Source organism: Streptomyces sp. NPDC047869 (genome assembly GCF_040704065.1).
Classification (GTDB): Bacteria; Actinomycetota; Actinomycetes; order Streptomycetales; family Streptomycetaceae; genus Streptomyces.
In genome coordinates, this window is the sequence record NZ_JBEYRK010000022.1 from 1 (window position 1) to 13,508 (window position 13,508).

The following is a 13,508-nucleotide window of genomic DNA, read 5'->3' on the forward strand; positions in this document are numbered from 1 at the left end:
GTGGACCTCGGCAACGACTCCTCCGCCTCCGGCCGGGCCGCCGCGGCGTTCTCCGCCGCGCAGAGCAAGATCGGCACCCCGTACGTCTACGGCGCGACCGGCCCCTCCTCCTTCGACTGCTCGGGCCTGACCTCCTGGGCCTACGCCCAGGCCGGCGTCTCCATACCCCGCACCTCCGAGGCCCAGTCCGGCATCGGCACTCGCCTCACCCGCAGCCAGCTCCAGGTCGGCGACCTGGTCTTCTTCTTCAACGACCTGCACCACGTCGGCCTCTACGCCGGCAACGGCCAGGTACTGCACGCCCCTCGCACCGGCACGGTCGTGCGGTACGAGTCGATGGACACCATCGGCGGGCCGTTCATGTTCGGCGTCCGCGTCTGACCCTCTTCACGCGGTGACCGCGGCGGCACCCTGGTGACCGGCCGCCCGCTCAGTGGTGCGGTACGACGGCCACGGGGCAGCCGACGTGACGTATCGCGGCGTGGGTGACGGGGCCCGTACGCACCAGCGCCGGCCGGCCGGTGAGACGGCGGCCCACCACGAGCAGGCTCGCGCCGGACGCGGCCCGCACCAGCGCGGTGGCCGGCTTCTCCCGTACGACCGTCTCCAGGACGTCCACGTCGGGGCACTTGTCCCGCCAGACCTGGAGGACGGCGGAGACGAAGCCCTGCCACTCCTCCGCCCGGCAGGGGCCGTCCACCAGGGCGATGTCACCGGGGCCGAGGCCGAAGGCGGGCGGCGACTGCCAGGCGTGCACCGCGCGCAGCCGGGCCCGCCGCAGCCGGGCCGCCTCGAAGGCGAACTCGATGACCTCGTCGCACGGGTCCTTGACGTCGAGAGCCAGCACCACGTCGCGGTAACCGGTGCGGGTCGAGGCGCTGCCACCCGCGGCCGGCAGGTGCTCGTCCGCGGCGTCCTCGCCCGCCCTGACCAGGACGACGGGTCCGGTGGCCTGCCCGACCACCCCCAGCGCCACGGACCCCACCAGGAACCCGGCGAGACCGGTCAGCCCGCGCGAGCCCAGGACGAGCAACTCCGCCCGTTCGGCCGCCTTCAGCAGGGCGGCGGTCGCCGGGCCCTCCATCTCCTCGTCGGTGACGCGCGCGGCGGGGACCGCGCCGTGGATCCGTTCCTCCGCCCGGCGCAGCGCCGGTGGCGCCGGCTGCCGCCGCGTGGCGTTCACGGGCTCGCCGTCCGGCCCGGCCGGATGCCACTCCCTGGCGTGGATCAGGCGCAGTGGCCGGTCGCGCCGCGCCGCCTCGCGGGCCGCCCACTCGGCGGCGGCGAGGCTTTCGGGTGATCCGTCGACTCCGGCGATGACGGGTGCGGACTCGGGTGCGGGCATGGTGCCCACCTCCTGTACGGGTTCTGCTCGTTGGTGCCGGTTCGCGCGGCCCCCGGCGGCAGGCGCCGGCGTCGCGCGTTCGCGCGTGGAGCGGCCGGCGCCCTGGCGGGCGTCGCCGTCCAGCGCTTCTCACAGGCTGCGCAGCCAGTCCTCGGTGACGCCGTGCGGCTGATGCCGGGCGGGCCGCAGGTGGGAGTCGTCCAGCCGGTAGGTGAGCCGGTCGACCACGGCCACGACGCCGTCGATCCGGCGGGTCATCGACACGGCGATCTCCGTGTCGCTCTTGCGCTCCATCCGGCCGGCGAGGGTCACCACGCCCTCCACCACGGAGACGTCGACGCTCCGCGGCGGCAGCCACAGCGCGCGCCGCAGGATCTCCTCGATCACCTCGTCGCGGATGCCCCGGTCCGGCTTGAGGAAGACCTGGAGCAGGTCGCGCCGGGTGACGATGCCGACCAGCCGGTCCTCCTCGTCCACGACGGGCAGCCGTTCCACGCCCCGCTCGGTCATGGTCCGGGCGGCCTCGGCGACGGTGGCCCCGGCGCCCACGGTGACGGGCGGCTCGGTCATCAGCCGGCCGGCCGTGCGGGCCCGGTCCTTGGCGGCGCGGCGCCGGGCGGCGCCGGTCAGCGCCAGGGCGGGCAGACGGCGCCGGGCGGGCTCGGGTGGCTCGGCCTGACGGGCCACCAGGTCGGCCTCGGACAGGACGCCGACGACCTTCTCGTCCTCGTCGACCACCGGCAGTCCGCTGATCCGGTGTTCGGCGAGCAGCCGTGCCACTTCTTTGAACGGGGTGCCGTACGCCGCCCGGACGACCTCGGTGGTCATCACGGAGCCGACCTTGTCGTGCTTCATGGTGTTCCCTCCCTCAGCTCACCTGCGCCCAGCGGGCCCGTACGACCGCTGCCCTCATGATCCGTTCTCCCCTCCGGTTCCGCTTCCGGTGCGCTCAGTCGTGGGCCACGACGGCGACGGGGGCGGTCGCGTGGTGCAGTACGGCGTGGGTCACCGGACCGATGTGGGTACCCACGCCCGAGCGACGGATGCGCCGGCCGACGACGACCAGGGAGGCGTCGCGGGCGGCTTCGACGAGGACGGCCGAGGGGCTCTCGCCACGGGACTCGGCGACGACCTCGACGTCCGGGTACTTCCGCTGCCAGGGTTCCAGCGCCTCGGCCAGGGCTGCGGCGTCGCTCCGCGCCACCATCGCGGTGACCTCGGGGTCGGGCGCCAGGCCGTAGGGGTGGTAGCGGGGCGGGTTCCAGCCGTGCAGCACGCGCAGCGGTACGCCGCGGCGCGCGGCGGTCTCGAAAGCGAACTCGATCGGTGCCGCGTCCGGGCCGGCGGTGTCCAGGCCGAGCAGGACCGGCCGGAACGGGGTGGCCGCGGAGGGGATGCCCGCAGGATCCTGTTCGTGTTCGTCCGCGGCCTGTTCGCCGGCGCGGACCAGGACCACGGGCCGCTCGGTGTGCGTCAGGACCGCGAGGCCGACCGAACCGACCAGGAAGCCGCCGACGCCGCCCAGGCCGCGTGAGCCGAGTACGAGGGTCTCCGCGTCCTCCGCGATGCCGGCCAGTACCTCGGCGGGCCGACCGGTGAGCTGTTCGGTGCCCACCTCGAGGCCGGGGTGGCGCAGCCGCAGGCCCTCGGCCGCCTCCCGCAGCATGTTCCCCCAGCCCTCCGCCTGGGAGGCCCCGCTCTCGTCCTGGCCGGTCCAGTACTGGCGGGTCTCGGCGCCCAGCAGCGGGGCCTGGGCCATGGGCTCGGGCAGCGGCTGCCACACGTGGACCAGCTTCACCGGCAGTCCGCGCGGGTTCGCCTCGCGGGCGGCCCACTCCGCGGCGGCGCGGCTCTCGGGCGAGCCGTCGAGCCCTACGGTGATGGTGCGGGGCAGGGGCATGGTCTTCTCCACTTCCTGAATCGGGGACCCTCCGGTCCCGGTTCCAGCGTCGTCCGAGCAGGTCTGTCGTGGCAGGGGCCGCCGGTCCCTCGGGCGGGCCGATGGGCCCTGGCGGCCGGTGGCCGGGGCGGCCTCGCGAGGGGGCCGTCCCGGCACGGGGGTCAGCGCAGCCAGGTGTGGTCGTGGACGACGGGGAGCCGGGCGCACAGCCGGCCCAGTCGCCTTCTGTGGTCGCGGGTACCGCGTCGTCGCGGGCCGGGACCGCGGGGCCCGGCCCTCCCCCAGCCTCCCGCGCCCGGCCCGGTCACGGCAGCCACCCGGTGCCCCGCCCCGCCGGCCCGAGGCGACGGGACCTTCGGCCCGCCCCGGGGGGACTGGACCCGACTCGACAGCCCAGCCCCCTGGGTCCGACTGCGGCGGGCAGGGCCGACCGGAGGCGGACGGGGGCCGAACGGCCCTGGCGTGAGCGGTTCCCGCACGAGTCCAATGAGGTGATGGCATCCGTCCGCGGCGTGCGCTCCGGCGTCCGCCGCGGACGGCCGCCCGTTCACCTCCCGGCCCTCGACCAGAGACAGACGGCAGTGACCAACGAGACCGCACGGAAGCCCGCCATGACCGCCGGCGAGGCCCCCTCCCTTCCTCCGGGGGCGCGCCGGAGCATCGAGCTGGACCGCGACGAGGCCCTGCGGCTGCTGGGCAGCGTCCCCTTCGGCCGGATCGTCTTCACCCGGCACGCGCTGCCGACGGTGCGTCCGGTGAACCACGTCCTGGACGGCGGCGACATCGTCATCCGCACCCACGACGGCGCGGCCCTGACCGCGCGCGCCCAGAAGGCCGACGGCGCCGGTGTCGTCGTCGCCTACGAGGCCGACGTCATCGACCCGGACACCCACCTCGGCTGGAGCGTGGTGGCCACCGGATACGCCCGGCTGGTGACCGATCCCGCCGAACTGGCCCGCTACCAGGAACTGCTGGTGCCCTGGACGGGGCACACCATGGACCACGCCGTGCGCATCAGCCCCGATCTCGTCACCGGTGTCCGGCTCACGGCCGACGGCCCTCTCACCGCCGGTGACGCGGACGGCGCATGAGAGCGCCCCAGGACGCCCGGGAGCGCCCCGGCCGTCCGCCCGGGCAGGGGAAGGGCCCGCCGGCCGAAACCGGCGGGCCCTTCCCTCGTGGGCTCAGCCGTGCGGGACCACCCCGACCGGGGCCGAGCCGTGGTGCAGCAGCGCCCGGGTGACCGGCCCGACGGCCCTGCCGAGGGGCGTCCGGCGTCCGGCGTGGCCCACCACGACCAGGGACGCGTCACCGGAGGCCTCGGCCAGGTGGGTCCCGGCCGTGCCGATCACGGCCTGCTCGGCGACCTCGACCCCGGGGAACTTCTCCTGCCAGGTGCGCAGTACGTCCGGCAGGACGTGCCCGCCCGGCACCGCGGTCATCTCGGCCCCCGGCACGGCGCCGGCGTCGGCGCCCGGGTCGTGGGCGTCCGGTTCCCGCCGGCCGTGGACGACCCGCAGCCCCGTGGCGCGGCGGTCGGCGGCGTCGAACGCGAACTCCAGCACCGCGTCGTGCGGGTCCGTCAGCTCCAGGCCCACGACGACCTCGGCGGTCGTGGTCGCGCCACGGGCGCCGGCCCGGTCCTCGTCCGGCCGGTGTCCGCCCGGGACGAGGACGACGGGACGCCGGCTCCGCGTCACGACGGCGAGCGCGACGGATCCGCCCGGCAGGCCGCCGATGCCGCCCGCACCGGGTGGGCCGAGTACGACCAGCTCGGCGTCCTCGGCCGCCCTGAGCAGCGCGGAGACCGGCTCGGCGGCGACCCGGCCGGCGTCGACGGAGAGGTCGGGGTGGCGGCGGGTGATCCGCGCCACGGCCTCGGTCAGCGCGCCGTCCTCCGCGGCGGCGCGCTGAGTGGCATGGACGAGACGCAGCGGGACGTCCCGGCGGTGGGCCTCATGGGCGGCCCAGTCCGCCGCGGCCAGTGAGCCGGGGGAACCGCCCACGCCGACGGTGATGGTACGGGGCATGCTCGACCTCCTTCTCGGATGCGGACCCGAGTCTCGCGGTGCGGCGCCCGGGGCCGCAGGGGCCACTGGTCCCGCCGTCCGGGCCGGGCGGCCCCGGCGCCGGACGCGTGGGTACCCCGGCGGCCTCGTCTCCAACGCGGGCCGCCTGAGCGGATGTACGAGCGGGTCACAGGGCCCGGAGGCCGTGCTCCCGGAACTGCCGCCGCGTCCGTTCCGTCAGCTCCGGGGCGGGGACGGGGGTGTCGCGCAGCGGGAAACCGATGCCGAGGGCGTCGTACTTGTGGGCGCCGAGCCTCCCAGGAGTGCACCCGGCCGGTGAGCCGTTCCGGCCGGCCCGGCTGCCGCGCGGCCGGGACCGTCGCCGGGTTCACAGCGAGCCGTGGAAGGTGCGGCTGATCACGTCGAGCCGCTGCTCGCGGGTCAGGCGGACGAAGTCGACGGCGTATCCGGAGACCCGGATCGTCAGCTCCGGTTATTTCTCCGGGGGTTCCATGGCGTCGAGGTCGCTGCCGATCGCCATCACCGCGTCGAGCACGGTCTGCACGCGGTCACCGACCCCCGCGTACCCGCTCGTCATGTTCCCGAAGCTCACTCAGCAGCGCGTCCATGCGCGGCGGGACAACCGGGCCGGGACTCCCCGCCGCCGTCCGCTCCTCCGTGCCCGTGCCCCCGTCCTCCCCCTCCGACCATGGGAGACAGGGATGCCCCAACGGCCCTGTCGGGGAACAGCGCGGCCCGACAGGCGGGACCGCGTGGACGGGACGGCGCGACCCGGTGGCAGATCATTGCTAATTTCCACGGCATACCAGTAGATTTCGGGCAATCGTTTCGAGATGTCACCGGCGGACGGGGCCCAGGGACGAGCACGGAACCGGGCCGGTGGGCCGGCGACGACGTGCCGCTCCACCCCTGGCACCCGGAACCACCGTGACACCGGGAAGGACGACCCCGTCGATGACCGATCTCACCACGACCTCACGGACCGCGATCCGGGGCTTTCGCGCCGGTGACGGACCACCGCTGGTGGAGACGTGGCGCCGGAGCGCGCCCACTGACGCCGTCACCGCGGACCGCTTCCGCTCCCTGGTGCTGCTCGACGCCAACTTCGACCCGGAGGGTCTCCGGGTCGCCGTCGACGGCGAACGTGTCGTGGGCGCCGCCTACGCGGTGCGCCGGCTGACGCCGCTGGCCGGCACCGATCTGGAGCCGGAGCAGGGGTGGATCCCGTTCTTCTTCGTCGACCCGGACGCCCGCGGGCGAGGTCTGGGCCGCCGGCTGCTGACCGACGCCCTCGACTGGCTGCACGGCCACGGACGCACCCGGGTGGACTTCTCCTCGTACACCCCCGACTACGTCCTCCCCGGCCTGGACGCCGAGGCCTATCCACAGGCCGCCGCACTGCTCGAATCCCTGGGCTTCCGCACGCTGTACGAGGCGACGGCGATGCACCGGGGCCTGGTCGGCTACCACCTCCCCGACGGCGTCGCCCGCCGGCTGGGCGAGCTGGCGGCCCGCGGCCACCGGTTCACCACTCCGTCCGACGACGACCTTGTGGACCTCCTCGCGCTCGCCGGCGGCCACTTCGGCCCGGACTGGGCGTGCACGATCCGGGCGTGTCTGACCGCGGGCACGCCGCTCGACCGGATCGTCGTCGCCCGGGACCCCGCCGGGCGCATGTCCGGCTGGGCGATGCACGGGGCGTTCGACGGGGTGGACGAGCGCTTCGGCCCGATCGGTGTCCGGGAGGAGATGCGCGGCACCGGACTCGGCGAGGTCCTGCTGCACCTGGTCCTGGAGCGGATGCGGGCGCGCCGCGCGCACTCCGCGTGGTTCCTGTGGACCGGCGCCCGTTCCCCGGCGGGCCACATGTACCGCAAGGCGGGCTTCAGCAGCACCCGGGTGTTCCGGGTGCTGCGCCGGGAGGCCGCCCTGTGACGCCCGCCCGCCGCGGCTCCGGGGCAGCGGGCGGGCTGAGCCGCCGTCACTTCGCCCTCGCACTCCCCTCGGCGCTGCTCGCCTCCGGATGCGCGGCGCCGCACCGGGGCACCGGCCGGCCCGGGGACCCGATCGAGCTGACCCTGCTCTCCCACTACGCGAGCGGCGAGCTGAAGCAGGCCCTGCAGGGCCCGGTCGACGAGTGGAACGCCACGCACGACCGGGTCAAGGTCCGTACGGAAGCCGTGGAGTTCACCGATCTGCTGACCACGTTCATGGTCCGGCAGGCCGCGGGCCAGAGCGCTGACATCCTCCACCCGTACTGCCTGTGGAACGGCCAGCTCGTCCGGGCCGGCGTCCTGCGGCCCGCCCCGCCCGAGCACGCCGACGAGATCGGCCGCGGCTACGGCGAGGCGGCGGTCCGCGCCGCCTCGGTGGGCGGCCGGGTCTACGGCTATCCCACCGAGGCGCAGACCTACGCGCTCTACTACAACAAGCGGCTGCTGCGCGCGGCCGGGCTCGACGGACCGCCGCGCACCTGGCGGGAGCTGGAGGAGGCGGCCCACCGCACCGCCCGGCGGGACCGGTACGGCAACACGCTGGCGCAGGGGTTCGGCCTGTCGACCTACGACGACTCCACCACCGTCGGCCAGACCCTCGCCCTGCTCAACGCCGCCGGGGGCAGGTTCGTCTCCGCGGACGGCCGGAGCACCGCCATCGACTCGGCGGCCGGCCGGGCCGTGTTCGACCTGGAGCACCGGCTCGTCGCCGCGGGCGCCAGCGCACCCGGCGTCAACGTCTACAAGGCGTTCCCCTCCGGACAGGTGGCCATGGTGATCAGCGCCGGCTGGTGGACCGGGAGCCTGAAGGAGCTGATGGGCGCCGGTTACCGGGACGTCGGCGTCGCGCCCGTGCCGCTGCCGGAGGCGGACGGCAGGCGCGCCACCCTCTCCACCGGCTTCATGCTGGGGGTCAACGCGGCCAGTGAACACCCCCGCGAGGCCTGGGAGTTCCTGCGCTGGCTGAACACCGAGAAGGTGGGCGTGAAAGGGGCCCCCAGCGGCGCGGTGGCGACCCGGATGAGCGCCCTGCAGGTGTCGGTCGGCTCCCTGACCGGCCGCGCCGACGACATGCGGACCCTGCTGGGCCGGGGCGGCGACCCGAATCTGCGCCCGTTCCTGGACGCGCTGGCGTACGCGGTGCCCGAGCCGAACGTGCCGGGCGCGCAAGCGGCCAAGTCGCTGCTGCGCAAGAACATCGAGGCGCTGTGGAGCGGTCAGCGGTCGGTCGACGAGGCGCTGCGCACCACCCGCCGGCAGGTCGACCAGGAGGTGTCGCGCTCATGGTGAACACGCTGGCGCCGGAGGCGGCCGGGCAGGCGGACCGGGGCACCCGGTACGCACGGCCCACCGCCGCCGGCCGCCCGGGGCGGGCCCGGCGCCGTCAGACCGCCGTCGCCTATCTGTTCCTGGCGCCGACGCTGCTGTTCTTCGCCGTCTTCCTGTTCCTGCCGCTCGGTTTCGCGCTGCTGCTGTCGATGTCCCGCTGGACCGGGTTCGACCTCGGCGACATCGAGCCGGTGGGCCTGGACAACTTCGCCGGCCTCTTCACGGACGGATCGACGTTCCTGACGCCGGTCCTCACCAACACGCTGCTGTACGCGCTGGGCACCGTGGCGCTCGCGCTCACCGGTTCCGTGCTCGTCGCCACCTGCATCGACAAGCTTCGGTTCCAGGGGCTGTGGCGCACCCTGTACTTCCTGCCGATCGTGACGACCGTCGTCGCCGTCGGCAACGTGTGGAAGTACATGTACGAGCCGGGCGGCCTGGTCAACGGTGTGCTCAACGCCCTCGGGATCGGTTCGGTGGCGTTTCTGCAGGACCCCGGCACCGCGCTGCCCTCGGTGGTGGTCGTCCAGGCCTGGGCCTCGGTCGGCACCGCGATCCTCGTCCTGACCGCCGGGCTGAAGTCCATCCCCGGCTCGTACTACGAGGCCGCCGCGCTCGACGGAGCCGGGCCCGTCACCGTGTTCCTCCAAATCACCCTGCCGCTGCTGCGGCCGTCCCTGCTGTTCGTGTGCGTGACCCAGTTCCTGACCGGTCTGCAGTCGTTCGCTCTGATCATCGTGATGACGAAGGGCGGGCCGGGCGACGCGACCGCCGTCGCCGCGCTGGAGATGTACCGGCAGGCCTTCAGCTACGGCGACTGGGGCACCGCGAGCGCCGCCGCCTTCGTGCTGTTCCTGGTGGTCCTCGTGGTCACCCTGCTGCAGCTGCCGCTGTTCCGGCGCAAGGGGGAGGACGCGTGATCCGCCGCCGTTTGCCGTGGCTGTCGTACCTGCTGGTGGTGAGCGGCGCGGTGCTCACCATGGTGCCGTTCCTGGACATGGTGATGACGTCCTTCAAGGGACCGGGCGAGTCCGGCACGCTGCCGTACCGGTTCCTGCCGAAGGCGTTCGACCTGTCCAACTACCGGGCGGCGGTCGACCAGCTCGACCTGCCGGTGCTCTTCCGCAACAGTGTCGTCGCGACCGCCGTGATCACCGGGTCGGTGCTGGTCACCTCGTCGCTCGCCGGGTACGCGCTCGCCAAACTCCGCTTTCCCGGACGGGACTTCGTCTTCCGTCTGGTGCTGTCGACGATGATGTTCCCGCCGTTCCTCTTCTTCGTCCCGCACTTGCTGATCCTTGTGCACTGGCCGCTGGCGGGCGGCAACGACCTGCTCGGGCGCGGCGGCGCGGGCCTGACCGTCAGCATCGTGGCGCTCACCATGCCGTTCCTCGTCAACGGCTTCGGGATCTTCCTGATGCGCCAGTTCATGGTCTCGATCCCGGACGAGGTGCTGGAGGCCGCGCGCATCGACGGGGCCGGTGAGTTCGCGGTGTGGTGGCGGATCGTGGTGCCGCAGACCAAGCCGGTCGTGGTGACGCTCGGGCTGCTGACCTTCGTCGACGCCTGGAACGAGTACATCTGGGCGCTGCTCGTCTCGACCGCCGACCCGGACGTGATGACCCTGCCGGTCGGCATCCAGCTGCTGCAGGACTACGTCGACCCGTCCCGCACGATGCCCATCGTCATGGCCGGTCTGGTGCTGAGCATCCTGCCGGTGCTGATCGTCTTCCTGTTGCTGCAGAAGTACTACGTCCGCGGCGTCATGCTCAGCGGCCTCAAGTGACCGGCCTCCCGACAGGCCGTCCGCCGGGACTGGGCACACACTGGATCCGTGCGGAGGCGGGCCGCCCGAGGAGGAGCCGCGCCCGCGTTCACGAGGGAGGCCGGAATCATGGTCCAGACATCTTGGACGACGCAGGGCGTCTTCACGGGGCCGGGAGGCGTCCGTACCGACGAGGCCGGGATCGTCACCGGCGACCTGACCGTGCACACCACCTGGGACGCCAAGCAGGCCGTCGTCCAGGTCCAGTACACCGGCACCTCCCAGTGCTACACGCTGACCGGCAGCCCGGTGCCCTGCTCCTCGCAGCCCGAGAGCCGGGACCTGCACCAGGCGGTGGTCGAGGCCGTCCGGGCCGGCGGCGGCGCCACGGTCCCGCGCTACGACCGGCAGTGGGCACGGCCCTGAGCGAAGGGGGCCGCGCCGCCCTCCGCCGGGTGTCGGCCACGCCGAGGAGCCGGTCCGGCGGCCGTCGGCGGCCAGATAGTGGAATATTGAACTATCGCGTTCCGTTGTGGCCCCCGAAGGAGGTCATCAGTGGAGACGCGAGTGGAGACCACGTACTACGACCACGGCACCCCGGGCGAGCGCTGGGAGCGCGCGCGGCTGTTCTTCGACGCCAAGGACTACGCCGGCGCGGCGCGGGTGCTGGCGCGGCTGGTCGAGGAGGTGCCGGAGCAGAGCGGGCCCCGGCTGCTGCTGGCGCGCGCCTACTACCACTCGGCCCAGTTGCGCCGGGCGGAGGCCGAGCTGCGGATCATCGTGGAGCGGGACCCGGTGGAGCACTACGCCCGGCTGATGCTGGGCCGTACCCTCCAGCGGCAGGCCCGGCACGACGAGGCGACCCCGCATCTGCGCATCGCCGCGGCGCTCGCGGGCGACTTCCCCGAGGAGTGAGAGCGCCGGCCATGGGCCCGGTTCCGTGCGGGAACCGGGCCCTTCGCGCTATCTCGCGCCGGGCGCGCTCCGGTACGTGCGCCGTCCACGCCGGTACGCGATCTCACCGAGGACCACGTCCACGGCGACGAAGGCGGCCAGCGGGATGCCGAGCAGCGGCACGAACCAGCCGAGGACGGCGATTGCGGCCAGCGCCGGCACCAGGAGGTACGGCGGCACCTGGGCCCAGGCGCCGCGCGGCACCGGACGGCCGAAGGCGGAGCCGCGGCCCCGCTGCCACCACATGCGGTAGCCCCACACGATCAGCAGGATCAGGGCGAGGGCGAGGAGGGCGAGGGCGATCTGGTTGGCGAGTCCGAAGAGGACGCCGGTGTGCAGGTCGATGCCCCAGCGGGTCAGCTTGGCGAGCACCGGGTAGTCGGCGAAGCGCAGTTCGCCGGTGACCTCGCCGCTGGCGGGATCGACGGCGACGGCGTCCTGCTTCTCGGGCCACTCGCGCCGCACCTGCTTGACGACGTACCCGCTGTCTTCGCCGGCCGGCGGAACGATCTCCACCGGGCCGCCCAGCCCCTCGGCCCGGGCCGTCGCGAGCACCCGGTCCAGGCCCACGCCGTGCTCCCCGGTGCCGCCGGCGCCGGCCGCCGCTCCGTGGCCCGCGTGCTCGCCGCCGCTCACGGCCGCCGACAGCGTGGGCGTCGCCTGGCCGAGCGAGGTGCGCAGGTCGCCGATGTGGCCACCGGCGTACGTCGACCAGGTCAGGCCGGTCGCCGACAGGAACAGGAACCCGGCGGCGGTCCAGGCGCCGACCGTGCCGTGCAGGCCGAGGGTGCGGCGCCGGCCGCCGGTGCCGCGCAGCCTGCGCAGCGCCCGCCGCCGGGAGAACCAGAGCACCAGCCCGCCGCCCGCGATCACCCACAGCCAGCTCGCCGCGAGTTCGCTGTACAGCCGGCCGGTGCCGCCCAGGTGCAGGTCGCGGTGGAGCTCGTCGACCCAGGTGCGCAGCGGCAGGGCGCCGGTCGAGCCGTACTGTTCGAGCGCGCCGCGGATCTCGCCGGTGTACGGGTTCACGAACACGGCCAGGGTGCGGTCGGGGTCCACGCCCTCGACTCCGGAGAGCAGCACCCGGGTGGTCGAACCGGCCTCGGGCGCGGGCCGTACCGCCGCGACGGTGCCCTCGGGGTGGGCCTCGCGGGCGGCGGCGACCTGGGCGGAGACGGGCAGTTCCCGCTCGCCGGCCGGCACCGTCAGCTCATGGCGGTACACGATCTCCTCGGCCTGGAAGGAGCCCGCGTAGAGCAGCCCGGTGACGGCGGCGGCCAGCAGGAACGGGGCGACGAGCAGTCCGGCGTAGAAGTGCAGGCGCAGCACGAGCGGACGCAGCGGGGCCCAGCGGCCCGGGGCGGGGGCCGGGGCGGGCGCCTCGTCCTTGGTGGGCGAGGGAGCGGTGGACATCGGCGGGCTTCTTTCGGTGCGGGTTCTCCAGCGGTGACGGTCCAGTAGTCGGGCCGGAAGAGCACCGAGTTCCCCGGGGTGTTGGTGACCTGTGCCACACGACAGGCGGACGGTCATGGCATTCTGACGCGATGGCACCTCCCAGTGATCAGGCACCGCTCGCCGAACGGGTCGAGGAACTCCTCGCCGCGGGCGGCCCCTTGCCCATCGTCGCGGCCGGACGGCCGGTCCTCAGGCGCGGCACCGAGGCTTACGACGGCCAGCTCGGCCCCGCCCTGCTGGCCCGCCTCGTCGAGGCGCTGCGACTGACCATGCACGCGGCGCCGGGCGTGGGCCTGGCCGCGCCGCAGGTCGGGATTCCGCTGCGGATCGCGGTCATCGAGGACCCGGCGCCGGTGCCGGAGGAGGTGGCGCGGATCCGGGGGCGCGTACCGCAGCCGTTCCGCGTCCTGGTCAACCCGTCGTACGAGCCGGTGGGCAGCGCCCGTGCCGCGTTCTTCGAGGGCTGCCTGAGCGTGCCGGGCTGGCAGGCCGTGGTGGCCCGGCACGCCGAGGTGCGGCTGCGCGGCGAGGACGAGCACGGCTCCGCGCTGGACGAGGTGTTCACCGGCTGGCCCGCCAGAATCGTCCAGCACGAGACGGACCACCTCGACGGCGTCCTCTATCTCGACCGGGCGCAGCCGCGCTCGCTCTCCACGAACGAGGCGGTCGCGGCCCTGTGGGCGCAGCCGACACCGCAGACGGCGGCCGAGGCGCTCGGCTTCGAACTGCCGTAAGC

Annotated in this window: 14 protein-coding genes and 2 pseudogenes; 9 read left to right on the forward strand and 7 right to left on the reverse strand. The window is 74.3% G+C overall.

Annotated features, from left to right (window positions below; all coding sequences use genetic code 11):
• A partial coding sequence (locus tag AB0924_RS25560; RefSeq protein WP_358936904.1) for a C40 family peptidase occupies positions 1–381 on the forward strand: 381 nt, incomplete at its 5' end.
• A gap of 49 nt (positions 382–430) precedes the next feature.
• Here AB0924_RS25560 and AB0924_RS25565 read toward each other — a convergent pair.
• The 3 genes from AB0924_RS25565 to AB0924_RS25575 form a co-directional block, all read right to left on the reverse strand.
• The gene (locus tag AB0924_RS25565; protein ID WP_358936906.1) at positions 431–1,345 is read right to left on the reverse strand and encodes a universal stress protein; all 915 of its coding nucleotides are present in this window, start codon (positions 1,343–1,345) and stop codon (positions 431–433) included.
• A gap of 129 nt (positions 1,346–1,474) precedes the next feature.
• Positions 1,475–2,200: a CBS domain-containing protein gene (locus tag AB0924_RS25570; RefSeq protein WP_358936908.1), complete on the reverse strand. Its 726-nt coding sequence runs from the start codon at positions 2,198–2,200 to the stop codon at positions 1,475–1,477.
• A 94-nt stretch (positions 2,201–2,294) separates the two neighbouring features.
• A complete protein-coding gene (locus AB0924_RS25575) occupies positions 2,295–3,239 on the reverse strand; it encodes a universal stress protein (protein ID WP_358937045.1) in 945 nt (314 codons plus the stop codon).
• A 617-nt stretch (positions 3,240–3,856) separates the two neighbouring features.
• Between AB0924_RS25575 and AB0924_RS25580 the strand changes: the two genes are divergently transcribed.
• The gene (locus AB0924_RS25580; protein WP_358937047.1) at positions 3,857–4,336 is read left to right on the forward strand and encodes a pyridoxamine 5'-phosphate oxidase family protein; all 480 of its coding nucleotides are present in this window, start codon (positions 3,857–3,859) and stop codon (positions 4,334–4,336) included.
• 93 nt (positions 4,337–4,429) lie between these two features.
• Here AB0924_RS25580 and AB0924_RS25585 read toward each other — a convergent pair whose 3' ends face one another.
• From AB0924_RS25585 to AB0924_RS25595, 3 genes and pseudogenes are all read right to left on the reverse strand, one after another.
• The gene (locus AB0924_RS25585) at positions 4,430–5,275 is read right to left on the reverse strand and encodes a universal stress protein (protein ID WP_366912623.1); all 846 of its coding nucleotides are present in this window, start codon (positions 5,273–5,275) and stop codon (positions 4,430–4,432) included.
• Positions 5,276–5,441: 166 nt separating this feature from the next.
• Positions 5,442–5,570: pseudogene (locus AB0924_RS25590) on the reverse strand (pyruvate formate-lyase 1-activating enzyme); the annotation flags it as partial.
• Positions 5,571–5,642: 72 nt separating this feature from the next.
• Positions 5,643–5,774 (reverse strand): annotated as a pseudogene (locus tag AB0924_RS25595) (glycine radical domain-containing protein); the annotation flags it as partial.
• 455 nt (positions 5,775–6,229) lie between these two features.
• On the opposite strand from AB0924_RS25595, the gene AB0924_RS25600 reads away from it, so the two are divergent.
• From AB0924_RS25600 to AB0924_RS25625, 6 genes are all read left to right on the forward strand, one after another.
• Positions 6,230–7,210 carry a GNAT family N-acetyltransferase gene (locus AB0924_RS25600; protein ID WP_358936912.1) on the forward strand — a complete coding sequence of 327 codons (981 nt, stop codon included), beginning with the start codon at positions 6,230–6,232 and terminating at the stop codon, positions 7,208–7,210.
• Positions 7,207–8,559: an ABC transporter substrate-binding protein gene (locus AB0924_RS25605; protein ID WP_366912624.1), complete on the forward strand. Its 1,353-nt coding sequence runs from the start codon at positions 7,207–7,209 to the stop codon at positions 8,557–8,559. Before AB0924_RS25600 ends, AB0924_RS25605 begins: the two co-directional genes overlap by 4 nt.
• A complete protein-coding gene (locus AB0924_RS25610; RefSeq protein ID WP_358936916.1) occupies positions 8,553–9,518 on the forward strand; it encodes a sugar ABC transporter permease in 966 nt (321 codons plus the stop codon). Before AB0924_RS25605 ends, AB0924_RS25610 begins: the two co-directional genes overlap by 7 nt.
• Positions 9,515–10,384 (forward strand): carbohydrate ABC transporter permease, encoded by an 870-nt coding sequence (locus AB0924_RS25615; protein ID WP_366912625.1) that lies wholly within the window; start codon positions 9,515–9,517, stop codon positions 10,382–10,384. The genes AB0924_RS25610 and AB0924_RS25615 overlap by 4 nt, the downstream gene beginning before the upstream one ends.
• A 108-nt stretch (positions 10,385–10,492) precedes the next feature.
• Complete coding sequence (locus AB0924_RS25620) at positions 10,493–10,789, forward strand: hypothetical protein (RefSeq protein WP_358936920.1); 297 nt, start codon at positions 10,493–10,495, stop codon at positions 10,787–10,789.
• Positions 10,790–10,930: 141 nt separating this feature from the next.
• Positions 10,931–11,278, forward strand: a complete 348-nt coding sequence (locus AB0924_RS25625) for a tetratricopeptide repeat protein (RefSeq protein ID WP_366912670.1) — start codon at positions 10,931–10,933, stop codon at positions 11,276–11,278.
• 48 nt (positions 11,279–11,326) lie between these two features.
• Here AB0924_RS25625 and AB0924_RS25630 read toward each other — a convergent pair whose 3' ends face one another.
• Positions 11,327–12,730, reverse strand: a complete 1,404-nt coding sequence (locus AB0924_RS25630; RefSeq protein WP_366912626.1) for a PepSY domain-containing protein — start codon at positions 12,728–12,730, stop codon at positions 11,327–11,329.
• A gap of 131 nt (positions 12,731–12,861) precedes the next feature.
• Between AB0924_RS25630 and AB0924_RS25635 the strand changes: the two genes are divergently transcribed.
• Complete coding sequence (locus AB0924_RS25635; RefSeq protein WP_358936924.1) at positions 12,862–13,506, forward strand: peptide deformylase; 645 nt, start codon at positions 12,862–12,864, stop codon at positions 13,504–13,506.
• The last annotated feature ends 2 nt before the right edge of the window (positions 13,507–13,508 follow it).